Genomic DNA, 23,597 nt, shown 5'->3' on the forward strand with positions numbered 1-23,597 from the left:
GAAGAGACGAACGGGTCCGGCTTCCCTGGGTGGCGGTTCGGGGCGCGGATGGAAAGAACGGCGATGAAGTTCCTCGATCAGGCCAAGGTCTATATCCGCTCCGGCGATGGCGGGGCCGGTTCCGTCTCGTTCCGGCGCGAGAAGTTCATAGAGTTCGGCGGGCCGGACGGCGGCGACGGCGGGCGCGGCGGCGACGTGTTCATCGAGGCCGTCGAGGGCCTCAACACGCTGATCGACTACCGCTACCAGCAGCATTTCCGCGGCAAGACCGGCACGCACGGGATGGGCCGCAACCGGACGGGCGCCAAGGGCGAGGACGTCGTCCTGAAGGTGCCGGCGGGAACGCAGGTCTATGCCGAGGACAACGAGACGCTGCTCTTCGACTTCACCGAGATCGGCCAGCGCCACCGGATCGCGGCGGGCGGCAATGGCGGCTTCGGCAACCATTATTTCAAGACCTCGGTGAACCAGGCGCCCCGGCGCGCCAATGCCGGCCTCGAAGGCGAGGAGATGACGATCTGGCTGCGGCTGAAGCTGATCGCCGATGCCGGCGTCGTCGGCCTGCCCAATGCCGGCAAGTCCACCTTCCTCGCCTCGGTCACGGCGGCCCGGCCGAAGATCGCGGATTATCCCTTCACGACGCTTCATCCCAATCTCGGCGTCGCCACGGTCGACAGCCACGAATTCGTGCTGGCCGACATTCCCGGCCTCATCGAAGGCGCGCATGAGGGCGTCGGCATCGGCGACCGCTTCCTCGGCCATGTCGAGCGCACGCGGGTGCTGCTCCACCTCGTCTCCGCGACCGAGGAGGACGTGGCGGAGGCCTATCGCATCGTCAGGGCCGAGCTCGAGGCCTATGACGAGTTGCTCGGCGAGAAGCCCGAGATCGTCGCGCTCTCCAAGATCGACACGCTCGACGCCGACGAGAAGGCCAAGAAGCTGAAGGCGCTTGCCAAGGCCTCCGGCCAGCGCCCGCTCGCGATCTCCGCCGTCAGCCGCGAGGGCATGACGGAGGTGCTGCGCCAGCTGCGCCGCCAGATCGCCGGCATGGGGAGCGAAGAGGCGGCGCAGGCCGAGGAGATCGAGGCCAAGCGCTGGGCGAACCCGCCTTCCGACGAGAACCCGGACGCGGAGCGCGGAGGCCGGCGAGGGTGAGCGCCGCCCGGACCCTCGGCCGCGCCAGCCGCATCGTCGTCAAGATCGGCTCGGCGCTGCTCGTCGACCGCGCGAGCGGCCTTCGCCGGGAGTGGCTGGAGACGCTCGTCGCCGACGTCGCGCGCCTCAGCGCCGCCGGCAAGGACGTTCTCGTCGTCTCCTCCGGCGCCATCGCGCTCGGGCGCAAGATCCTGAACCTGCCGCATGGGGCTCTGAAGCTCGAGGAAAGCCAGGCGGCGGCGGCGGTCGGGCAGATCGCGCTCGCCCATGCCTATGGCGAGCTTCTCGGCGCCCACGGCCTGAAGGCCGGGCAGATCCTCCTGACGCTCGGCGACACGGAGGAGCGGCGGCGCTACCTGAACGCGCGCGCCACGGTCGGCACGCTTCTCTCCTTCGGCGCGATCCCGGTGATCAACGAGAACGACACGGTTGCAACGACGGAGATCCGCTACGGCGACAACGACCGGCTGGCGGCGCGGGTGGCGACGATGATGTCGGCCGATCTTCTCGTGCTTCTCTCCGATATCGACGGGCTCTACACGGCGCCGCCCGCGAGCGATCCGAACGCGCGCCATATCGAGACCGTGCCGGCGATCACGCCGGAGATCGAGGCGATGGCAGGGGGCGCGGCCTCCATCTTCTCGCGCGGCGGCATGAAGACCAAGATCGACGCCGGCAAGATCGCGACCGCCGCGGGCGCGGAGATGATCATCACGCGCGGCGACCGGCTGTCTCCGCTCTCGGCCATCGAGGCGGGCGAGCGGGCGACGCTGTTTCACGCGACGGCCAATCCCGTGACCGCGCGCAAGCGCTGGATCGCCGGGCATCTGAACGCCGCCGGCCGGCTCGTGGTCGATGCGGGCGCCGTGCGCGCGCTGCAATCGGGCAAGAGCCTGCTGCCGGCCGGCGTCCGGGCCGTGCATGGCGAGTTCGGCCGGGGCGATACGATCGTCGTCGCCGACGAGTCGGGGCGGGAGGTCGCGCGCGGCCTCGTCGCCTACGACGCTTCCGAAGCGCGCATCGTGGCGGGGCTGCGCTCGGCGGCGATCGAGGCCGCGCTCGGCTACGAGCCGCGCGCGGCGATGATCCACCGCGACGATCTCGTGATGGAGCGGCACCGGTGGAGCGGGGCCGAGGAGACGGCGGGCACCGTCGCGCAGGAGAGCACCCATGCTGGATAAGACGGCCGAGGCGGACGACACCGCCGCCCTGATGAAGGCCATGGGCGCCAAGGCGAAGGTCGCGGCGCGCCGGCTGGCGCTCGCGCCGACCGAGGTGAAGGACCGCGCGCTCCGCGCCATGGCCGACGCGGTGGAACGGGCGGCGCCCGCGATCCTCTCCGCTAACGCTTCGGACATGGAGCGCGCGCGGGCCGCGGGGCTCTCGCCCGCTCTCCTCGACCGGCTGCTTCTCGACGAGGCGCGCGTCGCCGGCATCGCCTCGGCGATCCGGGAGGTGGCGGCGCTCGCCGATCCCGTCGGCTCGCTCGTGTCGCAATGGGAGCGGCCGAACGGGCTCGTGATCTCGCGCGTCCGCACGCCGCTCGGCGTGATCGGCGTCATCTACGAGAGCCGGCCGAACGTGACGGCGGATGCGGCGGTCCTCTGCCTCAAGGCGGGCAATGCGGTGATCCTGCGCGGCGGGTCGGACTCTTCGGCCTCCTCGGGCGCGATCCACGCGGCGTTGGTCGAGGGGCTGGAGGCGGCCGGGCTTCCCGCCGAGGCCGTGCAGTTCGTGCCGGTGCCGGACCGGGCGGCGGTGGGCGCGATGCTGACCGGGCTCAATGGGGCGATCGACGTGATCGTGCCGCGGGGCGGGCGCTCGCTCGTCGCCCGGGTGCAGGAGGAGGCGCGCGTGCCGGTCTTCGCGCATCTGGAAGGCCTCTGCCATCTCTACATCGACAAGGCCGCCGATCTCGATATGGCCGTCCGGATCGCGGTCAACGCCAAGATGCGGCGCACCGGCGTCTGCGGCTCGGCGGAGACGCTGCTCGTGGACGAAGCGGTGCTCGGCACGCATCTTGCGCCCATCCTCGACGCGCTCGCTGCCGCCGGCTGCGAGATCCGGGGCGACGAGCGGGTGCGCGCCGTCTGGCCGGCGGCCCTGCCGGCGAGCGCGGAGGACTGGGAGACCGAGTATCTCGACGCGATCGTCTCCGTCGCGGCGGTGTCCGGCGTCGAGGGCGCGATCGCCCATATCGAGCGCTACTCCTCGCATCACACGGAGGCGATCGTGACCGAGGATGCCGGGACGGCGGAGACCTTCCTCGGCTCGATCGATTCGGCGATCCTGCTCCACAACGCCTCGACGCAGTTCGCCGACGGCGGTGAGTTCGGCTTCGGCGGCGAGATCGGCATCGCGACCGGCAAGATGCACGCGCGCGGGCCGGTCGGCGTCGAACAGCTGACGAGCTTCAACTACCGGGTCCGCGGGACCGGCCAGATCAGGCCGTGACATCCCGGCTCGTTCCGGGATCGGGGGCGGAGGATCTCGACCGCGCCGCCCTCGTTCTTCCCCATGTCGAACCCGGCATGGCGGTCGGGCTGCTCGGCGGCTCGTTCAATCCGCCCCATCCCGGGCACCGCCTCGTCGCCGAGCTCGCGCTCCGACGCCTGGAGCTCGACCAGGTCTGGTGGATGGTGACGCCCGGCAATCCGCTGAAGGACCACGGGTCGCTCCGGCCGCTCGCCGAACGGGTGGCGGCGTCGCGGGTGATCGCGAAGGACCCGCGCATATTTGTCACGGCCTTCGAAGCGCGCTATAGGGTCCGCTACACGGCCGACACGTTGGCGCTGCTTCATCGCCTTCGGCCGGATGTCACCTTCGTCTGGATCATGGGCGCGGACAGTCTGGCGAGCTTCCATCGCTGGCAGGATTGGCGCGGCATCGCCGCGACGACCCCGATCGCGGTGGTGGACAGGCCGGGTGCGACGCTCTCGCTTCTTTCCTCGCCAGCGGCCCTGACGCTTGCGCGAAGCCGGATTCGCGAAAGCGAAGCGGGCCGCCTGAAGCACCGAAAACCGCCGGCCTGGGTGTTTCTGCACGGGCCGCGTTCATCTTTTTCCTCGTCCGCGCTGCGGGCGGGGCTTCGACCGACGTCTTGAAACCGACACCGATCGGTGCCTATCTTCAAGGTGCGCCCAAGCTTTCCGCCAGGGCAGCACCACAACAAGGAACGACGAAACTGAGAAATGCCACACAGCCGGAGGACGCGATCATCGCAGCTCCTACCGATGCGCCCGCCAAGACGCCTGCGTCGGGCCGGGACCTCGTGGATATCGTCCTCGCCAGCGTCGACGACTCCAAGGGCGAGGACATCTTCTCGATCGACCTTCGCGGAAAGTCGGCGCTCGCCGATCACATGGTGATCGTCTCGGGCCGTTCCAACCGTCACGTCACCGCCGTCGCCGAACATCTCCTCAGCGACATCAAGGAAGGTGGCTTCGGGTCCTGCAAGGTCGAGGGCCTTCAGAACGGCGACTGGGTGCTGATCGATGCCGGCGACGTCATCGTGCACATCTTCCGCCCGGAGGTCCGCACCTTCTACAACATCGAGAAGATGTGGTCCGTCGCGGAGGCCAGCGACACGACGGTCCACTGACCGCGTGACGCAGCCTTCTCTTCGGCCGGGCCGGGCCCGGCCGCTGTCGATTGCCCGACCTTCGCCCATCGTGCGGGGTGGGCACCCATGCGCCTGACCATCGCCGCGATCGGCCGCATGAAGGCCGGTCCCGAGCGTGATCTGGCCGCGCGCTACCTCGACCGTCTGGCGAAATCCGGCGGTCCTCTCGGGCTCGACTATGCCGGGCTGATCGAGCAGCCGGAATCGCGCGCCGGAACCGCGCCCGAGCGCAAGCGGGACGAGGCGGCGCGGCTGACCGCCGGCCTTCCCGACAAGACCGCCTTCGTCGTGCTCGACGAGACCGGCAAGATCCTCTCTTCCGAAGATTTCGCCGAGACGATCGGGCGTCTGCGCGACGAAGGCCTGCGCGATCTGGCGCTTCTGATCGGCGGGCCCGACGGCATCGAGCCCGAGCTTCGCGGACGGGCGCGGCTGGTTCTCTCGCTCGGCCGCATGACCTGGCCGCACCAGATCGCCCGGATCCTTCTCGCCGAGCAGCTCTACCGGGCGACGACGATCCTCTCCGGCCACCCCTATCACCGCGTGTAATGTCGCCCTGCCGCAGGACGTCGCCAAAGTGGCTCTCGCGTCGCCCCTGGGACGCTCGAACGGGCGTGTCTCGTGCGCTTTTAGGCGCCCGCCATCTTGACGCCGCTTCGATATGGTTGATGCCTTGTTAAGGTTTGGCAGATTAAAATCCTGATTCTGGAGGCCGCCTCCGCCGTAAGGCGCGGATGCGGCGGGGGCGAGCAGGCAGGGACAGGGCACCGTGGCATTTCGAGCCGCACGAGACCGGCGGGGCCTTCCCTGCCGCGCGAAGGCTGCGCTCCTTGCCGGGGGCCTCGGCCTTCTCCTTCATGCCGCCCCGTCCGCGCGCGCCGAGCCAGAGCCGCCGGTTTCGCTGGAAACGGTCGGCAGCGTCGATCGCGTCGTGACGCTCGACGCCGAACGGCAGAAGACCGCGCTCGATCTCGCCAATCTCGCCGACCAGATCCAACTGACCGAGGAGGCGATCCGCAATCTCGACACCGAGATCGGAACGCTGAAATCCGACCGCGAGGGCATCCGCACGGCGATGATCGAGGCGGCCGCGCGCCAGAAGCAGGCTTCCGAGGAGATCGCGGCGACCGAGACGCGCATCGGCAAGCTCGGCGACGACGAAGCCGGCATCAAGGCCTCGCTGCGCGAGCGGCGCGGGCTCCTCGCCGAGGTCATCGGCGCGCTCGAGCGCATGGGCCGCAAGCCGCCGCCGGCGCTGCTCGTGCGGCCCGACGACGCGCTGGGCTCGGTGCGCAGCGCCATCCTGCTCGGCGCCGTCGTGCCCGGCATCCGCAAGGAGACCGAGACGCTGGTGGCCGATCTCGCCCGGCTGTCCAAGGTGCGCCAGGACATCGTCGCCGAGAAGACCCGCTTCGTCGAGGGGCTGACCCGCCAGCGGGAGGAGGAGGCGCGCCTCGCCCGCCTCTTCGCCGAGAAGGAGACGCTCGAGGCCGACCATCGCGAGCGCCGCGCGGCGGAGGCCCGCCGCGTCGCCGATCTCGCGGCCAAGGCGACGAGCCTGCAGGACCTCATCGAGACACTGGAAGGCGAAGCGGCCAAAGCGCGCATCGCGGAGGCCGCCGAGGCGAAGGAAGCGGCGCAGCGCCGGGAGGCCGCGATCAAGGCCGAGGCCGAGCGCGAGCAGGCGGCAGCCAAGAAAGCCGAGGAGGACGCGCGGATCGCCGCCGCAGGCCAGCCGGGGCCGGATGCGGCAGCGCCGACACCGCCCGCGGCGGAGCCGCAGGTGGCCGCGCTGACGCCGCCCCCCGAAGCCTCCGCACCCGCCGAGGACACCTACGATATCGCGTCACTTCGCCGTGACATGAATCGGCTCGAACCCGGCGCCCCATTTTCGACAATGAAAGGCCGTCTGTCGAAACCGGTGGCCGGCGCGCTTCGCGTCGGGTACGGGCAGAGCGACGGCATAGGGCGGCCGTCGTCCGGCGTGACGCTGGAGGCCCGGCCCGGCGATGTCGTGACGGCCCCGGCGGATGGTCAGGTCTTGTACTCGGGACCGTTTCGGTCCTACGGACAGCTCTTGATCCTGAATGCGGGCGACGGCTATCATGTCGTGCTTGCAGGTATGAGCGAGATCGACGTCGCCGTCGGACAGTTCGTGCTTTCGGGAGAGCCCGTCGCCGTGATGGGAGCGCAGAGGGTGGCCAGTGCCGCAGCGGCGGACGTGGCTCCGGTCGAAACTTCGCTCTACGTCGAATTTCGTAAGGACGGGAAACCGGTCGATCCGTCTCCCTGGTGGGCGGCCAGACCTTCTGGAAGGACGAGGAATGATTCGTAAGCTCTCGATACTCTTCGCCGGAGCGCTCATGGGAGCGACCGCGATGACCGTCGTCGTCGGACAGCAGGCCGGCGTCGCCAACGCCGCCGGGTCCGACACCTATCGCCAGCTCGCGATCTTCGGCGACGTGTTCGAGCGCGTGCGCGCCCAGTATGTCGAGAAGCCGGACGACCAGAAGCTGATCGAGACCGCCATCAACGGCATGCTCACCCAGCTCGACCCGCATTCCAGCTACATGAACGCCAAGGAAGCGGCGGACATGCGCACGGAGACGCGCGGCCAGTTCGGCGGCCTCGGCATCGAGGTCACGATGGAGAACGAGCTCGTCAAGGTCATCTCGCCCTTCGAAGGCACCCCGGCCGACAAGGCGGGCGTTCTGGCCGGCGACCTGATCGCGGAGATCAACGGCGATCAGGTGCGCGGCCTCACCCTCGGCGAAGCCGTGGAGAAGATGAAGGGCGACATCGGCACCTCCGTCACGCTGACCATCGTGCGCGAGGGCGCAACCAAGCCCGTCAAGCTCACGCTGAAGCGCGACGAGATCAAGGTTCCCTCCGTCCGCCACTCGGTCGAAAACGATGTCGGCTACATCAAGCTCCTGAAGTTTAACGAGCAGACGACGGTCGGCCTCGAAGAGGCGATCGCCGACATCGAGAAGAAGATCCCGGCCGACAAGCTGAAGGGCTTCGTCCTCGACCTGCGCCGCAATCCCGGCGGCCTGCTCGACGAAGCGGTCAGCGTTTCCGACGCCTTCCTGGAATCGGGCGAGATCGTCTCCACGCGCGGCCGCAATGCCGAGGAGACGCGCCGTTACAACGCCCGTTCGGGCGACGACATCCAGGGCAAGCCGCTGGTCGTGCTCGTCAACGGCGGTTCGGCCTCGGCCTCCGAGATCGTCGCCGGCGCGCTGCAGGACCAGCGCCGCGCGACCGTCGTCGGTTCGCGCTCCTTCGGCAAGGGCTCGGTGCAGACCATCATCCCGCTCGGCGCGAACGGCGCCCTGCGCCTGACGACCGCGCTCTACTACACGCCGTCGGGCCGCTCCATCCAGGGCCGCGGCATCGATCCCGACGTGAAGGTCGAGCAGCCGCTGCCGGACGACATCAAGAAGCAGATGGGTCTCGACAGCGAGGACGAGGTCGTGCGCGGCGAGTCGTCGCTGCGCGGCCACATCACCGGCAACGAGGAGAACGACGAGGGCTCCGGCTCGCTCGATTACGTTCCCCCGGAGCAGAAGGACGACCTTCAGCTGATCTACGCGATGGATCTCCTGCGCGGCGTGAAGACCGATGCGTCCTTCCCGCCCAAGGCCGACAAGCGCGCCGCCAACTAACCGGCGCGTCGTCACCGACCGTTCGATCGAGGCCTCGGCTCCCATGGGAGCCGGGGCCCTTTTCGTCGGCACGGCGGGTCTTTCGGCGGGTGAGGCCCGGTCCAGCTTGGCCTGCTAGCAGGAGCCATGCTCGACGATCTCCGACGCCCTCTTGGCCGCGATCTCACGCGGGCGCCCGCCCGGCGCAAAGGGCCGACCTCCCGCCAGATTCTCGGCGCGGGCGTCTTCGTCGCGCTTCTGGCAGGCTCAGCCGCGACCGTTCTCCTGCAGCCCGAATTCCGGCAGGGCGATCTCATCGCCGATCTCGCGGCGCAAAAGGCCGCAGCGGCCGCCAAGGCGGAGATCGCGGCCGCGCCGCTTCAGCCGCTGCCGCCGGCGACCCGCGTCGAGCGGGCGGCGCTTGCCGATCCCTCGCTGCCGACCGTCACCTATCCGCCGGGCACCGCGGGCCTTTCCGGTGCGGTGGTCGATGTCAGCGATCCCGGCTCGATCCGGCAGGCGCCGAGCTTCGCCGACCGGCCGGACGATGCGCTGATCGAGGTTTCCGACGACGGGCCCCTGCCGATCCGCGCGGCCGACGGGCGCCGGCCCTTCGACGTCTATTCCATGGCCCCGGCCAGCGAGGCCGGCGCGCGGATCGCGATCGTCGTCGGTGGGCTCGGCATCAGCCAGACCGGCACGCAGGCCGCGATCGAGGCTCTTCCGTCCGGCGTCACGCTCGGCTTCGCGCCCATGGGCAACAGTCTCGATCGCTGGATGAAGGAGGCGCGGCGGAGCGGCCACGAGCTGCTGCTGCAGGTCCCGATGGAGCCCTTCGGCTATCCCGCGACCTCGCCCGGCGACGACACGGTGACGACGGCCGAGATCTCCGCCGGCTATTTCGGCGCGCTGTCGCGTTCGCTGGGACGGCTCACCAACTATGTCGGCGTCGCCAATTTCATGGGCGCGCGGCTGACCGCCGATCCCGCCGCCATGACCGCCTTCATGAGCGAGCTGTCGCGACGCGGCCTCATGTTCCTCGACGACGGCAGTTCCGTGCGCAGCGTCTCCGACAATGCCGCGCGCTCGGCCGGCACCGTCCATGCCCGCGCCGATGTCCTTCTCGACGGCGAGCAGGACGCGGGCTCGATCACAGCCAAGCTCGACACGCTCGAGCGCGCGGCGCGCGCCAACGGCACGGCGATCGGCACGGCCTCGGCCTTCGACGTCTCGGTCGCCACGATCTCGACCTGGGTCAAGGCCGCCGAGCAGCGCGGCATCACGGTCGTTCCGATCTCCGCTCTCGCCTTCGATCCCGAAGCGCGCTGAAGCCGATGGAAGCGACGGCGAAAGGCGTTCCGGCGCGCGGCGCTTTGCGATAGACATCGGGCGACCGCCACAGCTTGGATGCGCCCCATGACGAAGCCGATCGACTTCGAAGTCCTGCCCTACCGTCCCTGCGTCGGCATCATGGTGCTGAACGCGAAGGGGCTCGTCTGGGTCGGCCGCCGCCTCGTGGGAGAGAAGGGCGAGATGGAGGGCGCAACTGCGCTCTGGCAGATGCCGCAGGGCGGGATCGACGAGGGCGAGGACCCGCTCGAGGCCGCGCGCCGCGAGCTCTACGAGGAGACCGGCATCCGCTCGGTCACGCTGCTCGGCGAAAGCCCCGACTGGATCACCTACGACCTGCCGCCGCACCTCGTCGGCATCGCGCTGAAGGGACGGTTCCGCGGCCAGCGGCAGAAGTGGTTCGCCTTCCGCTTCGAGGGCGAGGAGAGCGAGGTCCAGATCGCCCCGCCGCCGGGCGGCCACAGCGCGGAGTTCGACGACTGGGGCTGGAAGCCGATGGACGAGGTCCTCGCCTCCGTCGTGCCCTTCAAGCGCGGGGTCTACGAGCAGGTCGTCGCCAACTTCCGCGCTCACGAACTCGTCTGAGGCTTCGGACGGGCGCGGGCTTATCCCCGCGCCGTCCGCTCTCGCCATACTCGCCGCCGGTTTGATCCGAACGGAGATGCGGCATGAGCGAGACGACCCGATTGAAGCTGCCCTTCATCATGGCGGCGCAGGCGCAGAAGCATGTGACGCACAACGAGGCGCTGCTGGCCGCGGATGCGCTGGTCCATCTCGGCGTGGCGACGCGCCAGCTGGCATCCCCGCCGCCGGCCCCCGCGGAAGGCGCGCGCTATCTCGTCGCGGCCCATCCCAGCGGCGACTTTCTCGGCCGGGCCGGCGCGATCGCGGCCTTCGACGGCGGGGCCTGGCGCTTTCACGCGCCGGACGAGGGATGGCGCTGCTGGGTCGCCGACGAGGGGCGGCTTCTCGTCCACACCGGCGGCGCCTGGACGCCGATCAACCTCGATGCCGACTCCGAGGTCCAGGTGGCGGCCCTCGGAGTCGGAACGGCGCCGGACGCTGCGAACCGGCTGGCCGTCAAATCGGACGCCGTGCTTCTCTCTCATGACGACGTGACGCCGGGGACTGGCCATCTGCGGGTCACGCTCAACAAGAGCGCATCCGCGCGCGATGGGGGGATCGCCTTCCAGACCGGCTATTCCACCCGCGCGCTTCTCGGCACCTTCGGCTCCGATGCCTTCACGCTGCGGGTCTCGCCGGACGGCAGCGCCTATTCGCCGGTTCTGGCAGCCGATCCCGGCGGCAAGGTCGCGCTGAGAGGAGCGGTCGACACCGCCCTGGCGCAGCCTATCCAGCTGAACGGGCAGGTGCGCGTGTCGGCGGACCGGATGACGGTGGAGGCCGCTTCGGCCGTCGGCGTCGGCCTGCATCTTTCCAACACGCAGAGCGGGGCGCATGGCGGCTATCTCCTCTCGGCGTCCGGCGCGGGTGCCTTCTCCATTGCCGATCAGACCAGCGGAGCGCGGCTCGTCGTCGGCCCCACCGGCAACATCCTGCCCGGTGCCGACAACGCCGTGACGCTCGGCGAGGCCGGAAAGCGCTTCTCGGCGGTCTATGCGACGACCGGGACGATCCAGACCTCCGACCGGCGGGACAAGGTGGACGTCGCGCCTGTCGGGCCCAAGCTGGCTCTGGCGCTTCTCGATGCGATCGAGCCGGTCACGTTCCGCTGGAGGGAGCCGGAGGAGAGGGATGACCGTGGCGGACGGGGCGAGGGGGACGAGGCAAAGGTCGTGACGGCGCCCCATGCGGCCGGGCGCCATGCTGGCTTCCTAGCGCAGGAGGTGCGCGCCGCGCTCGATGCGGCTGGGACTGAACTCGGCGTCTGGGGACTGGACGACGGGGCCGATGCGGCAAGTCGGCAGTGGCTGCGACCGGATCAGATGATCCCGCTCCTGTGGGAGGCCCTGCGGGAGACGAGGCGGGAGCTTGCGGCGTTGAAGGCCGGTGGAGCCGAGCAGGCGCCGGCACTCTGATACCGATATGCGGCGGGGGATCACACTTCGGCGCACGAACGAAAACGGCCGCCCGGGAAGGGGCGGCCGCTCGTCGATCCGTCTTGAAATGCCTGCGATCTCAGAGACCGACGGCGGCCCGGGAATCGCGCAGCTCGGCGAGAAGGTTTTCCGCGCGCGTCTTGCTCTCGGGCGTCTTGGCGTCCGTCACGTCCTCTTCCGCGTCGCGGATCTGGGCGTCGAGGTCGGCGGCGTTCAGCTCCTCGACCGGAACGGCGCGCTCGGCGAGCAGCGTGAAGCCGGCATTGGAGACGTCGGCGAAACCGCCGCGAACGAAGAAGCGACGCTCCTGGCCGCTGGCGAGCGTGGCGACCACGACGCCGGCCTTCAGCGTCGTCATGAGCGGCGCGTGGCGCGCCATGACGGTCATGTAGCCTTCGGTGCCGGGCGCCAGCACCGCCGTCACGGCCTCGGAAACGAGGAGCCGCTCGGGCGACACGAGTTCGAACTGGAAGCTCTCAGCCATGGTGGGTCGACCCGTTTCGTGCGGCCTCGAAATGCTCGACGGCCGTCTGGAACTTGTCGCGGCAGCCGGGATTGCAGAACCCCACCACCGCGCCGTTGTAGAGCGTCAGGGAGTCCGGCGAAACCGGCTTCCCCGACCAAGGGCATGTGTCGTTGACGGCATCCTCGAAGCGAAGCGCGCCGTCCCCGTTCATGCTCAGGCGGCCTCGGCCGCGAGCTTCTGCGCCTTGGCGACGGCCATGTCGATGCCGCCGACCATGTAGAAGGCGGCCTCGGGCAGGTGGTCGTACTCGCCGTTGACGAGGCCCTTGAAGCTCTTGATCGTGTCTTCCAGCGGAACGAGCTGGCCGGGCGAGCCGGTGAAGACCTCCGCGACGAAGAAGGGCTGGGACAGGAAGCGCTCGACCTTGCGGGCGCGGGCGACCGTCAGCTTGTCCTCTTCGGAGAGCTCGTCCATGCCGAGAATGGCGATGATGTCCTGTAGCGACTTGTAGCGCTGCAGCGTCTCCTGCACCTTACGGGCGACCGTGTAGTGCTCTTCGCCCAGAATCATCGGGGAGAGCATGCGCGAGGTCGAGTCGAGCGGATCCACCGCCGGGTAGATGCCCTTCTCGGAGATCGCGCGGTTCAGAACCGTCGTCGCGTCCAAGTGCGCGAAGGAGGTGGCAGGCGCCGGGTCGGTCAGATCGTCGGCAGGCACGTAGATGGCCTGCACCGAAGTGATCGAACCCTTGGTCGTGGTCGTTATGCGCTCCTGCATCATGCCCATGTCGGTCGCGAGCGTCGGCTGATAGCCCACGGCGGACGGGATGCGGCCGAGGAGAGCCGACACTTCCGAACCCGCCTGCGTGAAGCGGAAGATGTTGTCGACGAAGAACAGAACGTCCTGGCCCTGGTCGCGGAAGTGCTCGGCGATGGTGAGGCCGGTCAGCGCGACGCGGGCACGGGCGCCCGGCGGCTCGTTCATCTGGCCGTAGACGAGTGCCGCCTTCGAGCCGGCGGTCGAGCCGCCGTTCTCGTGGGGGTCCTTGTTCACGCCGGACTCGATCATCTCGTAGTAGAGATCGTTGCCTTCGCGGGTGCGCTCGCCGACACCGGCGAAGACGGAGTAGCCGCCGTGCGCCTTGGCGACGTTGTTGATCAGTTCCTGGATCAGAACGGTCTTGCCGACGCCGGCGCCGCCGAAGAGGCCGATCTTGCCGCCGCGCGCATAGGGCGCGAGGAGGTCGATGACCTTGATGCCGGTGACCAGGATCTGGCTCTCGGGGGACTGCTCGACATAGGGAGGCGCGAGCTGGTGGATGCCGCGCTTGGATTCGTACTGGATCGGGCCGACCTCGTCGATCGGCTCGCCGATGACGTTCATGATGCGGCCGAGCGTGCCGTCGCCGACGGGAACCTGGATCGGCTCGCCGGTGTCGGTCACGGGCTGGCCGCGCACGAGGCCTTCGGTGAGATCCATGGCGATCGTGCGCACGGTGTTCTCGCCGAGATGCTGGGCGACCTCGAGGACGAGGCGGCTGCCGTTGTTCGTCGTCTCGAGCGCGTTCAGGATCGCGGGCAGTTCGCCGTCGAACTGGACGTCGACGACGGGTCCGATGACCTGAGCAACGCGGCCGGTCGCCGCTCCGTTAAAGTTCGTGTCAGCCATCACGGCCTCCTTTCGCAAACGTCAGAGCGCCTCGGCGCCTGCGATGATTTCGATGAGTTCGGTGGTGATCTGCGCCTGACGCTGCCGGTTGTAGGAGATCGACAGCTTCTTGATCATGTCGCCGGCATTGCGCGTGGCGTTGTCCATGGCGCTCATGCGGGCGCCCTGTTCGGAAGCCGCGTTCTCGAGAAGCGCGCGGAAGACCTGGATCTTGATGTTCCGGGGGATGAGATCGGCGAGGATCTCGGCCGGGTCGGGCTCGTATTCGTAGACCGCGCCGCCTTCGGAAGCCGCTGCGCCCGCGCCCTCGATCGAGGAGGGAATGATCTGCCGGGCGGTCGGGATCTGCGTGATCACGTTCCGGAATTCGGAGAAGAAGATCGTGGCGACGTCGAACTCGCCAGCCTCGAACATCGAAATGACCTTCGAGCCGATCTCGTCGGCGTTGACGAAGCCGATCTTCTTCACGTCGCGAAGCTCGCGGCGCTCGACGATCCGGTCGCCGAGATCGCGGCGCATCATGTCCGTGCCCTTGCGGCCGACGGACATGATCTTGACCGTCTTGCCGGAGGCAACGAGCTTGCGGGCATGTTCGCGCACCAGACGCACGATCTGCGCGTTGAAGCCGCCGGCGAGGCCGCGGTCGGACGAGAAGACGACGAGCAGATGCACGTCGTCCTTGCCGGTTCCGGTCATGAGAGCAGGCGCATCGCCCTCCATCGCACCGGCGATGTTGGCGAGAACCGCGGCCATGCGCTCCGAATAGGGGCGTGCGGCCTCGGCTGCTTCCTGGGCGCGACGGAGCTTGGCCGCCGCGACCATCTGCATGGCCTTGGTGATCTTCTGCGTCGCCTTGACGGAGGCGATGCGGTTTCTGAGATCCTTAAGCGAAGCCATAGGGCCGCATCATCTCCGGCAATAGTGTCGTGAGCCGCGAGGCGGGTTCAGGCGAAGGACTTGGCGAAGCTGTCGAGAGCCGACTTGAGCTTGGCGCGGCTGTCGTCCGAGAGAGCCTTCTCGCGGGCGATCGTCTCCAGAAGATCCTTGTGCTCGGTGCGGAGCGAGGACAGGAGCCCCTGCTCGAACGGTCCGACGTCGGAGACCTTCAGCTTGTCGAGATAGCCCTGCGTTCCCGCGAAGATGACCGCGACCTGCTCTTCCGTCTTCAGCGGCGAGAACTGCGGCTGCTTCAGGAGTTCGGTCAGGCGCGCGCCGCGGTTGAGGAGACGCTGGGTCGAGGCGTCGAGATCGGAGCCGAACTGCGCGAAGGCGGCCATCTCGCGATACTGGGCGAGCTCGCCCTTGATCGAGCCGGCGACCTGCTTCATCGCCTTGATCTGCGCGGCCGAGCCGACGCGGCTGACCGAGAGGCCGACGTTCACCGCCGGGCGGATGCCCTGGTAGAAGAGGTTGGTCTCGAGGAAGATCTGGCCGTCGGTGATCGAGATCACGTTGGTCGGGATGTAGGCGGACACGTCGTTCGCCTGCGTCTCGATGACGGGAAGCGCGGTCAGCGAGCCGGCGCCGAGCGAGTCGTTCAGCTTGGCGGCGCGCTCGAGGAGACGCGAGTGCAGGTAGAAGACGTCGCCGGGATAGGCTTCGCGGCCCGGCGGACGGCGCAGGAGAAGCGACATCTGGCGGTAGGAGACGGCCTGCTTGGACAGATCGTCATAGGCGATCACGGCGTGCATGCCGTTGTCGCGGAAGTACTCGCCCATGGCGCAGCCGGCGAAGGGCGCGATGTACTGCATCGGCGCGGGGTCCGAGGCGGTGGCGGCGACGACGATGGAATACTGCATCGCGCCGCGCTCTTCGAGTGTGCGGACGAACTGCGCGACGGTCGAGCGCTTCTGCCCGATCGCAACGTAGACGCAGTAGAGCTTTTCCTTGTCGTTGCCCGCGTCGTGCGCCGGCTTCTGATTGAGGAACGTGTCGAGCAGGATGGCGGTCTTGCCGGTCTGGCGATCGCCGATGACCAGCTCGCGCTGGCCGCGGCCGATCGGGATCAGCGCGTCGATGGCCTTGATGCCCGTGGACATCGGCTCGTGCACGGACTTGCGCGGGATGATGCCGGGCGCCTTGACGTCGACGCGGCGGCGCACGGCGTTCTCGATCGGACCCTTGCCGTCGATCGGATTGCCGAGACCGTCGACCACGCGGCCGAGCAGGCCCATGCCGACCGGCACGTCCACGATCGAGCCCGTGCGCTTGACGGTGTCGCCTTCCTTGATGTCGCGGTCGGAGCCGAAGATGACGACGCCGACATTGTCCGACTCGAGGTTCAGCGCCATGCCGCGGATGCCGCCGGGGAACTCGACCATCTCGCCGGCCTGGCAGTTGTCGAGGCCGTAGACGCGCGCGATGCCGTCACCGACCGAGAGCACCTGTCCGACCTCGGAAACTTCGGCCTCGTTGCCGAAGTTCTTGATCTGGTTCTTCAGAATTGCGGAAATTTCCGCGGCCCGGATGTCCATCAGCCGACCTCTTTCAGCGCAAGCTTGAGCGAATTCAGTTTTGTGCGGAGCGACGTGTCGATCTGGCGCGAGCCGATCTTGACGACGAGACCGCCGAGAATGGAGGGATCGACGCTTTCGTGCATCGTCACGGACTTGCCGGCATAGGCGCCGAGCGCCTCGCGCAATTCCGTCCGCTGCGCGTCGTTCAGCGCCTGGGCGCTCGTCACGTCGGCCTGGATCTCGCCGCGATGGGCCGATGCCATGGCCTTGAAGGAGCGGATCATCGCCGGCAGCGCGAAGAGGCGCCGATTGGCTGCGATCACCTTCAGGAAATTGCCGGTGAGGGCGCCCGGCCGCGTCTCCGCCACGACGCCGGTGATGGCGGCGAGCTGCTCCTCGGAGGTGAAGGAGGGACTGAGGACGAGGCGCCGGAAATCGGCATTGTCTTCGATAAGGCCCCCGAACGCGGCGAGTTCGGATTCGACGGCGTCGACCGAACCCTCATCGCGTGCGAGTTCGAACAGGGACAGAGCGTAGCGTTCTGCGACTCCCGAGACGGGAGAGGATGATGTTGCCACGGACGACCGCTTCTCTCTTCCTTGATGGTCAAGCACCCGGTCCGTCCCCTTGTGGGTCGTGCCAACGCCTTGAAGCCGTTCAGATTATTTTCCGCTGGACCCTCTCGGTCGAGAGGCTCTCGAGCGAGAGGCAAGGTCCCTCTAGCATAGCGGTTTCCCCGCCACAACGCCGGATGGGAAAGGATTTCGCCTCGGTCTCGCCGTTTTTGCCGGTCGCCGTTCAGGAATGGACCATGCCGAAGCCGCTGGCGAGCGATGCGGCCGCGATGGCGAGGCTGAGAAAGAGCAGAACCGTGTTCGCCCAGCGCGACACGCCGTCCGACAGAAGCGCGACGAGGCGGCCGAAGGTGGCGAAGGTCCAGGCGCCGCCGAGCAGAAGCTGGATGTTCTGCTGGTCGAAGAGAAGCAGCGAGAGGAGCCCGATCCCGACATAGAAGCCGCCGAGCGTGGCGCGCATTTCGGCGACGCCCTGCGGCTGCTGGTTCATCGCGTGGATCGTGAAGGCCCGCAGCATGAGGCGCGGCGTGAACATGGCGAAGAGGCCGAAGAGAAGCGTCGCGGCCGCCGCCGAGAAGGGCAGGAGCTCGGCGGTCGTCTGGGGGAGCTGGATCTCCATCGGGCGTCTCTCGTCCTTCGCGGTCCTCGTCGACGCGCAGCCGGTATCACAGGCCCGCCCGGATATCACTTCATGTTCGGCAGATTCGGCGGCGTGTCACCCGCGCGGTATCGCGTCAGAGAAAGCTCTGCGGATCGATGTCGATCTGCACCTCGACCGTGCCGCGCGGGCGGGGGGCCGCGGCGATGGTGGCGCGCAGATAGGCCTGCATCGGCGCGCGCCGATGGCCCTGGAAGAGAAGGCGGAACCGGTGGCGGCCGCGCAGCACCGCGAGCGGCGCCTCGGCGGGGCCGAGCACCTCGATCGCGCCGTCCTCGGCCGCTGCGCCCTTCAGCGCCCGCGCATGGTCTTCGGCCTCCTTGCGTGTCGCGGCCGAGACGACGATGGCGGCGAGGCGGCCGAAGGGCGGCAGGCCCGCCCGCTCGCGCTCGGCGATCTCCCGGTCGTAGAATCGCTCGGGCTCGCCGCTGGCGATGGCCTGCATCACGGGATGCTCGGGCTGGAAGGTCTGGATGAGACCGCGGCTGGCAAGGCCCGTGCGCCCGGCCCGGCCCGTCACCTGATGGAGGAGCTGGAAGGTGCGCTCGGCCGCGCGCGGATCGCCGTTGGAGAGGCCGAGATCGGCGTCGACCGCGCCGACGAGCGTCATCAGGGGGAAATGGTGCCCCTTGGCGACGAGCTGCGTGCCGATGACGATGTCGGCCTCGCCATCCGCAATGGCTTCGAGCTCCCGGCGCAGGCGGCGCGGTCCGCCCGCCATGTCGGAGGAGAGGAGGATCGTGCGCGCCTCCGGGAAGGTTTCCAGCATCTCCTCGGCGATTCGCTCGACGCCCGGGCCGCAGGCGACGAGATGATCGAACGTGCCGCAATCCGGGCAGTATTCGGGGCGGCGCATGGAGAAGCCGCAATGGTGGCACTGGAGCTGGCCGCGCAGCCGGTGGTCCACCAGCCAGGTCGAGCATTCCGAGCACTGGAAGCGATGGCCGCAGACGCGGCAGAGCGTCAGCGGAGCGTAGCCGCGCCGGTTGAGAAAGAGCAGCGCCTGTTCGCCGCGCGCCACGGTTTCGGCGATGGCGGTCTGCAGAATGGGCGAGATGAAGCGGCCGCGCGCCGGCGGATGGCGCCGGAGATCGACGAGGCCGAGGCTCGGCATGGCGGCCTCGGCATAGCGCCCGGCCAGCCGGACATGGCCGTAGCGCCCGGCGGAGGCGTTGACGCGGCTTTCGATCGAGGGCGTGGCGGAGGCGAGGATGGCGGGAAAGCCGCCGAGCGAGGCGCGCACCACCGCCATGTCGCGGGCGTGGTAGAAGGTGCGGTCCTCCTGCTTGTAGGCGGGGTCGTGTTCCTCGTCGACGATGACGAGCTTCAGATCGGGAAAGGGCAGGAAGAGGGCCGAGCGCGCGCCGGCCACGACCCGCACACCGCCCTCTGCCACCTGCCGCCAGACCTTTTCGCGGATGCGGGGCGCGAGATCGGAATGCCACTCGGCAGGCGGCGCGCCGAACCGGGCATGGAAGCGATCGATGAAGGCCTGCGTCAGCGCGATCTCGGGCAGGAGGATGAGGACCTGACCGCCCGCTTCCAGCGCCGCCGCGACCGCCTCGAAATAGACCTCCGTCTTGCCGGAGCCCGTGACGCCTTCGAGAAGCGTCGCGGAGAAGACGCCCTCGCGCACCTTCTCGGCCAGCTCTTCGCCGACGCCGCGCTGATCCGGGCTGAGATCGGCGCGGCCGAAGGCCGGGTCGGGCGCGGCGACGACCGGAACGGGCGGCAGGCGCACCGTTTCGAAGGCGCCGAGCTTCACCAGCCCATCCACCACCGAGACCGAGACGCCGGCGGCATGGGCGAGGCCCGAGCGCGACCAGGCCGGCGAATCCGCCGCCGCATCCAGCACGCGGCGGCGCGCGCCGGTGAGCCGGTCCGGCTCGTGGGCGGTCCGCCTGAGCCCGTCGATGAAGGGTTCGGGATCGAAGGCGGCGGGTGCGCGAAGCGCCATGCGCGCGACGAGGCCGGGCGGCGAGAGCGTGTAGTCGGCGACCCAGTCGATGAAGCGGCGCATGCCGGCGTCGATCGGCGGGCAGTCGAAGGCCTTGGTGATCGGGCGCAGCTTCTTCGGATCGACGCCGTCGGTCTCGCCGTCCCAGACGATGCCGGCGACCTGCCGAGGCCCGAGCGGAACCTGCACGATCGAGCCGGGCGAAACGACCATGCCCTCGGGCACGGCGTAGGAATAGGGGCGGGCCGCCGGGAGGGGCACGAGAACCGGCACGACGGCCGGACCGCTTTGGGCTTGCGGCTGGCCTTCATCGGGAAAGAGGTGGTCAAGAAGGCCGGGCGTCCGCGTCATGCCGCTTCATATCGCGGGCCGGGGGCGCTGCCGCAAGCGGGGTGGCGCGAGGTGCGTCGCGATCGCGATCTGGAAGGGGATATCTGTCATGCGGGCGGGAGGCACCCCCCTCTGCCTGCCGGCATCTCCCCCGCAAGGAGGGAGATCAGGCTTGTCGCAGACGGTTCAGATTTCGATCGACCACCGACGCTGCCGATCTCCCTCCTTGCGGGGGAGATGGCCGGCAGGCCAGAGGGGGGTGCCTCCCGCAGATGCTTGACGTCACAGGTGGCTTTCCGCGAACGTCTGCCGTCCGCGATCAGTCCACGCAAACGTCTGCCGTACCGAACTTTCTATGAAAGCGCCCCCCCTCAACGCGAGTCGATCAGATCGCGCGGCCCGGCTTGACCTGGAAGTGGCTTTCCAGGAAGTAGAGGCTGGTGTTGATGCCGCGGCCGACTTCGGTGAGGAGATCGGCGGTCAGGTCGTCGCCCGCGTCGTCGGCTTCCTCGATGCCTTCCATCAGGGCCTCGCTCCAGGCGGCGTAGCTGTCGGAGAGGCGGCGCAGGTGATCTTCGGCATGCACGATGTCGAGCGCATAGGGCTGGAGGATGGAGTTGGCGGCGGAGGCCTGCACGGTGCCCTGCGCCTGTCCGCCCATGCCCGTCAGGCGCTCGGCGATGAGATCGACATAGCCTTCCGCCTGTTCGTGCAGCTCGTCGAAGAGCTTGTGAACGGCGATGAAGTTCATGCCCTTGACGTTCCAATGGGCCTGCTTGGCCTGATAGGAGAGGTCGATCGCCGTGCCCAGATGCTTCTGGAGCAGGGGCACCATCGCGCCGCGCACGTTCTCCTTCTGCGGGTTCTTGGTCGCGTGCAGCAGGACGTCGGGGTTCTTCTTTTCCGGGGTCTTGGCCATGGTCCGTTCCTTCAGGAAGTGCGGTCGAGCGCGGGGTGGCGGCGATCCGCCCGTCCTCCACGTCTCGATCTCGCATCCCTAATCGACCACCGCGCCTCCGGTTCCCGGGCGGTCGGTATCCCAACGACAAAGGGCCCGGCCGTCCGGAAACGGCCGAGCCCTTTTCAGGCTTCGAACGGGAGCCGCGCCGCGGCGGGCGTGGGGCTTTCGCTCAGACGCGGCGCTCGACCATCATCTTCTTGATCTCGGCGATGGCCTTGGCGGGGTTCAGCCCCTTGGGGCAGGCCTGCGTGCAGTTCATGATCGTGTGGCAGCGATAGAGCTTGAACGGATCTTCCAGCTCGTCCAGCCGGTTGCCCGTCGCCTCGTCGCGGCTGTCGATCAGCCAGCGATAGGCCTGGAGCAGCACGGCGGGGCCGAGATAGCGCTCGCCGTTCCACCAATAGGAGGGGCAGGAGGTCTGGCAGCAGAAGCAGAGGATGCACTCGTAGAGACCGTCGAGCTTGGCGCGGTCGTCGTGGCTCTGGCGCCATTCCTTCTCGGGCTCGGGCGTCTCGGTCTGGAGCCAGGGCTCGATCGAGCGAAGCTGGGCGTAGGGCACCGAGAGATCGGGCACAAGGTCCTTGATCACCGGCATGTGGGGCAGGGGATAGACCTTGATGGCGCCCTTCACCTCGTCCATGCCCTTGGTGCAGGCCAGCGTGTTGGAGCCGTCGATGTTCATCGCGCAGGAGCCGCAGATGCCCTCGCGGCAGGAGCGGCGCAGCGTCAGCGTCGCGTCGACCTTGTTCTTGATCCAGAGCAGCGCGTCGAGCACCATCGGGCCGCAATCGTCGGTGTCGACGTAATAGGTGTCGAGCCGCGGGTTGCGGTCGTCGTCGGGCGACCAGCGATAGATGCCGAACTCGCGGACCGATTTCGCCCCGGACGGCTTCGGCCAGACCTTGCCCTTCTCGATTCGGGAGTTCTTGGGAAGCGTCAGTTCGACCATTGCGAATGTCCGGTGCCTGTTTGGAACGGCTCGAAACATAGAAGCGTGCGGTGCGAAACGCCAGCGGCGAATGAGCACGCAAAGCGGCGCGAATCGGTTGAAAACCGGATCGTTTCCGGCGTGGTGCCGATCGGCTTCCTGCAGCGCCCTCTCGCCCGTCTGACGGAAGTGTTGGGTCGCGGTGAGCCGGAAAAGCGGAACGGAGATTCGAAGCTCCGCATTCGTCCTCCCAGAACCCTGATCCTGTCCGGAGCGAACCCGCCTTGCGAATGCTTTCCCTTCTCTGCCTCTCCACCGCGCTCGTCGCGCTTCCCGCAGCGGCGCAGGTGGCCGTCACCTCCGGCTCCGGCGCTCCCGCCAAGCTCGACCTGCCCGCGCCCGACCTCTCCCACGAGGTCCAGAACTACAACACGCAGGTGGGCTGGCCGGACGGCGCCGCGCCGACCGCGCCGGCCGGTTTCACGGTCACGCGCTTCGCCGAAGAGCTGGACGGCCCGCGCTGGCTCTATCAGCTGCCGAACGGCGACGTGCTCGTGGCCGAAGCCGCGACGGCGCCCAAGCCCCCGAAGGACGAGGAGGAGCGCAAGAAGCAGGAGCTCCAGAAACAGTCGGGCACCGTGAAGGAGAGCGCCAACCGCATCACGCTCCTGCGCGACACCGACGGCGACGGCACGCCGGAAACGAAGTCCGTCCTCCTGAAGGACCTGAACCAGCCCTTCGGCATGGCGCTCATCGGCGAGCGGCTCTACGTCGCCAACACCGACGGCGTGATGGCCTTCCCCTACAAGACCGGCGCGACCGAGATCACCGAGGCCGGGGAGAAGATCCTCGACCTCCCGGCCGGCGGCTACAACAACCACTGGACGCGCAATCTCCTCGCCTCGGAGGACGGCTCGACCCTTTTCGTCTCCGTCGGCTCGGCCAGCAACGTCGCCGAATACGGGCTGGCGGAGGAGACGCGCCGCGCCAACATCCTCGCCGTCGATCCCGACGGGAAGAACGAGCGCATCTATGCCGCGGGCCTTCGCAACCCCGTCGGCATGGACTTCCTGCCGGGAACCTCGACGCTCTGGACCGCCGTCAACGAGCGCGACATGATCGGCGACGCCCTCGTGCCCGACTACATCACCTCGGTGAAGCAGGACGGATTCTACGGCTGGCCCTATAGCTATTACGGCAAGACGCCGGACCCGCGTATCGCGGACAAGGCTAAACCCGGCCTGATCGACACGTCGATCACGCCGGACTTCGCGGTCGGCGCCCACACGGCCTCGCTGGGGCTCGCTTTTTACGAGGGCACGAGCTTTCCGGAAAAGTATCGTGGCGGCGCCTTCGTCGGCCAGCGCGGCTCCTGGAACCGCTCGGACTTCTCGGGCTATCGCGTCGCCTTCGTGCCCTTCGAGGGCGGCAAGCCCTCCGGCGCGATCGAGGACTTCCTGACCGGCTTCATGCCGGACCCTGCCAAGGGCGAGACCTATGGCCGCCCGGTCGGCGTGCTCTCGGCGGCGGATGGCGCGCTGCTCGTCGCGGACGATGCCGGCGGGATCGTCTGGCGTGTGGTGCCTGCGAAGGAGTGACAGCGACGAAACGAGAATCCTCAGTGCTGTCAGAAGCACCGAGGATTCCAGAAGATGTTCTTCTCCCCTCATGGGGAGAAGGTGGCGGCAGCCGGATGAGGGGTGCCGCCCGCCAACGCATCGAAGCACGACGGCACATCGATCGATTGGCCGTCAGGGTACAGAG

General features: G+C 68.5%; 22 protein-coding genes. 12 read left to right on the forward strand and 10 right to left on the reverse strand.

Annotated elements, in window-relative coordinates; translation table 11 throughout:
* The first annotated feature begins 63 nt into the window (after positions 1 to 63).
* From obgE to ASG62_RS06935, 11 genes are all read left to right on the forward strand, one after another.
* The gene (obgE, locus tag ASG62_RS06885; RefSeq protein ID WP_056695540.1) at positions 64 to 1,155 is read left to right on the forward strand and encodes a GTPase ObgE; all 1,092 of its coding nucleotides are present in this window, start codon (positions 64 to 66) and stop codon (positions 1,153 to 1,155) included.
* Positions 1,152 to 2,336 carry a glutamate 5-kinase gene (proB, locus tag ASG62_RS06890; protein WP_056695543.1) on the forward strand — a complete coding sequence of 395 codons (1,185 nt, stop codon included), beginning with the start codon at positions 1,152 to 1,154 and terminating at the stop codon, positions 2,334 to 2,336. Before obgE ends, proB begins: the two co-directional genes overlap by 4 nt.
* Complete coding sequence (locus tag ASG62_RS06895; protein ID WP_056695544.1) at positions 2,326 to 3,609, forward strand: glutamate-5-semialdehyde dehydrogenase; 1,284 nt, start codon at positions 2,326 to 2,328, stop codon at positions 3,607 to 3,609. The genes proB and ASG62_RS06895 overlap by 11 nt, the downstream gene beginning before the upstream one ends.
* A complete protein-coding gene (locus tag ASG62_RS06900; RefSeq protein WP_056695547.1) occupies positions 3,606 to 4,259 on the forward strand; it encodes a nicotinate-nucleotide adenylyltransferase in 654 nt (217 codons plus the stop codon). The genes ASG62_RS06895 and ASG62_RS06900 overlap by 4 nt, the downstream gene beginning before the upstream one ends.
* 167 nt (positions 4,260 to 4,426) lie before the next feature.
* Positions 4,427 to 4,756, forward strand: a complete 330-nt coding sequence (gene rsfS / locus ASG62_RS06905) for a ribosome silencing factor (protein ID WP_413814182.1) — start codon at positions 4,427 to 4,429, stop codon at positions 4,754 to 4,756.
* An 87-nt stretch (positions 4,757 to 4,843) separates the two neighbouring features.
* Positions 4,844 to 5,326 (forward strand): 23S rRNA (pseudouridine(1915)-N(3))-methyltransferase RlmH, encoded by a 483-nt coding sequence (rlmH, locus tag ASG62_RS06910; protein ID WP_056695548.1) that lies wholly within the window; start codon positions 4,844 to 4,846, stop codon positions 5,324 to 5,326.
* 220 nt (positions 5,327 to 5,546) lie between these two features.
* Positions 5,547 to 7,112, forward strand: a complete 1,566-nt coding sequence (locus ASG62_RS06915) for a murein hydrolase activator EnvC family protein (protein ID WP_056695550.1) — start codon at positions 5,547 to 5,549, stop codon at positions 7,110 to 7,112.
* A complete protein-coding gene (locus tag ASG62_RS06920) occupies positions 7,102 to 8,445 on the forward strand; it encodes a S41 family peptidase (protein WP_056695553.1) in 1,344 nt (447 codons plus the stop codon). Before ASG62_RS06915 ends, ASG62_RS06920 begins: the two co-directional genes overlap by 11 nt.
* Positions 8,446 to 8,571: 126 nt before the next feature.
* Positions 8,572 to 9,753, forward strand: coding sequence for a divergent polysaccharide deacetylase family protein (locus ASG62_RS06925; protein WP_056695554.1), 1,182 nt, complete (start codon positions 8,572 to 8,574; stop codon positions 9,751 to 9,753).
* A gap of 78 nt (positions 9,754 to 9,831) precedes the next feature.
* The gene (locus tag ASG62_RS06930) at positions 9,832 to 10,359 is read left to right on the forward strand and encodes an RNA pyrophosphohydrolase (RefSeq protein ID WP_244487600.1); all 528 of its coding nucleotides are present in this window, start codon (positions 9,832 to 9,834) and stop codon (positions 10,357 to 10,359) included.
* An 83-nt stretch (positions 10,360 to 10,442) separates the two neighbouring features.
* The gene (locus ASG62_RS06935; protein WP_056695558.1) at positions 10,443 to 11,813 is read left to right on the forward strand and encodes a DUF2793 domain-containing protein; all 1,371 of its coding nucleotides are present in this window, start codon (positions 10,443 to 10,445) and stop codon (positions 11,811 to 11,813) included.
* Positions 11,814 to 11,913: 100 nt separating this feature from the next.
* On the opposite strand, the gene ASG62_RS06940 is transcribed toward ASG62_RS06935, so the two are convergent.
* The 10 genes from ASG62_RS06940 to ASG62_RS06985 all read right to left on the reverse strand — a co-directional run bounded on the left by ASG62_RS06940 (position 11,914) and on the right by ASG62_RS06985 (position 21,854).
* Positions 11,914 to 12,318, reverse strand: coding sequence for a F0F1 ATP synthase subunit epsilon (locus ASG62_RS06940; RefSeq protein ID WP_056695559.1), 405 nt, complete (start codon positions 12,316 to 12,318; stop codon positions 11,914 to 11,916).
* The gene (locus ASG62_RS06945; protein ID WP_056695561.1) at positions 12,311 to 12,511 is read right to left on the reverse strand and encodes a hypothetical protein; all 201 of its coding nucleotides are present in this window, start codon (positions 12,509 to 12,511) and stop codon (positions 12,311 to 12,313) included. The genes ASG62_RS06940 and ASG62_RS06945 overlap by 8 nt, the downstream gene beginning before the upstream one ends.
* Positions 12,512 to 12,513: 2 nt before the next feature.
* Positions 12,514 to 13,968, reverse strand: a complete 1,455-nt coding sequence (gene atpD, locus ASG62_RS06950; protein WP_056695563.1) for a F0F1 ATP synthase subunit beta — start codon at positions 13,966 to 13,968, stop codon at positions 12,514 to 12,516.
* A 21-nt stretch (positions 13,969 to 13,989) separates the two neighbouring features.
* Positions 13,990 to 14,865: a F0F1 ATP synthase subunit gamma gene (locus ASG62_RS06955; protein ID WP_056695565.1), complete on the reverse strand. Its 876-nt coding sequence runs from the start codon at positions 14,863 to 14,865 to the stop codon at positions 13,990 to 13,992.
* A gap of 47 nt (positions 14,866 to 14,912) precedes the next feature.
* Positions 14,913 to 16,442 carry a F0F1 ATP synthase subunit alpha gene (atpA, locus tag ASG62_RS06960; protein ID WP_056695567.1) on the reverse strand — a complete coding sequence of 510 codons (1,530 nt, stop codon included), beginning with the start codon at positions 16,440 to 16,442 and terminating at the stop codon, positions 14,913 to 14,915.
* Positions 16,442 to 17,002: a F0F1 ATP synthase subunit delta gene (locus ASG62_RS06965; protein ID WP_056695569.1), complete on the reverse strand. Its 561-nt coding sequence runs from the start codon at positions 17,000 to 17,002 to the stop codon at positions 16,442 to 16,444. Before ASG62_RS06965 ends, atpA begins: the two co-directional genes overlap by 1 nt.
* A gap of 220 nt (positions 17,003 to 17,222) precedes the next feature.
* The gene (locus ASG62_RS06970) at positions 17,223 to 17,618 is read right to left on the reverse strand and encodes a DUF4345 family protein (protein WP_056695570.1); all 396 of its coding nucleotides are present in this window, start codon (positions 17,616 to 17,618) and stop codon (positions 17,223 to 17,225) included.
* Positions 17,619 to 17,733: 115 nt separating this feature from the next.
* Entirely contained in the window at positions 17,734 to 19,965 is a 2,232-nt protein-coding gene (locus tag ASG62_RS06975; protein ID WP_082537279.1) for a primosomal protein N', read from the reverse strand.
* 364 nt (positions 19,966 to 20,329) lie between these two features.
* Positions 20,330 to 20,863 carry a DNA starvation/stationary phase protection protein Dps gene (gene dps, locus ASG62_RS06980; protein WP_056695572.1) on the reverse strand — a complete coding sequence of 178 codons (534 nt, stop codon included), beginning with the start codon at positions 20,861 to 20,863 and terminating at the stop codon, positions 20,330 to 20,332.
* A 211-nt stretch (positions 20,864 to 21,074) separates the two neighbouring features.
* Positions 21,075 to 21,854, reverse strand: coding sequence for a succinate dehydrogenase iron-sulfur subunit (locus tag ASG62_RS06985; protein ID WP_056695574.1), 780 nt, complete (start codon positions 21,852 to 21,854; stop codon positions 21,075 to 21,077).
* Between the two features lie 269 nt (positions 21,855 to 22,123).
* On the opposite strand from ASG62_RS06985, the gene ASG62_RS06990 reads away from it, so the two are divergent.
* Positions 22,124 to 23,431 carry a PQQ-dependent sugar dehydrogenase gene (locus tag ASG62_RS06990; RefSeq protein ID WP_056695576.1) on the forward strand — a complete coding sequence of 436 codons (1,308 nt, stop codon included), beginning with the start codon at positions 22,124 to 22,126 and terminating at the stop codon, positions 23,429 to 23,431.
* Positions 23,432 to 23,597: the final 166 nt, after the last annotated feature.

This window comes from Aureimonas sp. Leaf427 (genome assembly GCF_001425485.1).
In the GTDB taxonomy this organism is placed as follows: Bacteria; Pseudomonadota; Alphaproteobacteria; order Rhizobiales; family Rhizobiaceae; genus Plantimonas.

Bases quoted from the DNA above. Each gene is read 5' to 3' on its own strand.
- ASG62_RS06975 (WP_082537279.1), bottom strand. From the start codon at position 19,965: ATGACGCGGACGCCCGGCCTTCTTGACCACCTCTTTCCCGATGAAGGC.
- obgE (WP_056695540.1), top strand. From the start codon at position 64: ATGAAGTTCCTCGATCAGGCCAAGGTCTATATCCGCTCCGGCGATGGC.
- ASG62_RS06920 (WP_056695553.1), top strand. From the start codon at position 7,102: ATGATTCGTAAGCTCTCGATACTCTTCGCCGGAGCGCTCATGGGAGCG.
- ASG62_RS06985 (WP_056695574.1), bottom strand. From the start codon at position 21,854: ATGGTCGAACTGACGCTTCCCAAGAACTCCCGAATCGAGAAGGGCAAG.
- ASG62_RS06935 (WP_056695558.1), top strand. From the start codon at position 10,443: ATGAGCGAGACGACCCGATTGAAGCTGCCCTTCATCATGGCGGCGCAG.
- ASG62_RS06925 (WP_056695554.1), top strand. From the start codon at position 8,572: ATGCTCGACGATCTCCGACGCCCTCTTGGCCGCGATCTCACGCGGGCG.
- rlmH (WP_056695548.1), top strand. From the start codon at position 4,844: ATGCGCCTGACCATCGCCGCGATCGGCCGCATGAAGGCCGGTCCCGAG.
- atpD (WP_056695563.1), bottom strand. From the start codon at position 13,968: ATGGCTGACACGAACTTTAACGGAGCGGCGACCGGCCGCGTTGCTCAG.
- ASG62_RS06940 (WP_056695559.1), bottom strand. From the start codon at position 12,318: ATGGCTGAGAGCTTCCAGTTCGAACTCGTGTCGCCCGAGCGGCTCCTC.
- ASG62_RS06895 (WP_056695544.1), top strand. From the start codon at position 2,326: ATGCTGGATAAGACGGCCGAGGCGGACGACACCGCCGCCCTGATGAAG.
- ASG62_RS06945 (WP_056695561.1), bottom strand. From the start codon at position 12,511: ATGAACGGGGACGGCGCGCTTCGCTTCGAGGATGCCGTCAACGACACA.
- ASG62_RS06930 (WP_244487600.1), top strand. From the start codon at position 9,832: ATGCGCCCCATGACGAAGCCGATCGACTTCGAAGTCCTGCCCTACCGT.
- ASG62_RS06990 (WP_056695576.1), top strand. From the start codon at position 22,124: ATGCTTTCCCTTCTCTGCCTCTCCACCGCGCTCGTCGCGCTTCCCGCA.
- atpA (WP_056695567.1), bottom strand. From the start codon at position 16,442: ATGGACATCCGGGCCGCGGAAATTTCCGCAATTCTGAAGAACCAGATC.
- ASG62_RS06955 (WP_056695565.1), bottom strand. From the start codon at position 14,865: ATGGCTTCGCTTAAGGATCTCAGAAACCGCATCGCCTCCGTCAAGGCG.
- dps (WP_056695572.1), bottom strand. From the start codon at position 20,863: ATGGCCAAGACCCCGGAAAAGAAGAACCCCGACGTCCTGCTGCACGCG.
- ASG62_RS06970 (WP_056695570.1), bottom strand. From the start codon at position 17,618: ATGGAGATCCAGCTCCCCCAGACGACCGCCGAGCTCCTGCCCTTCTCG.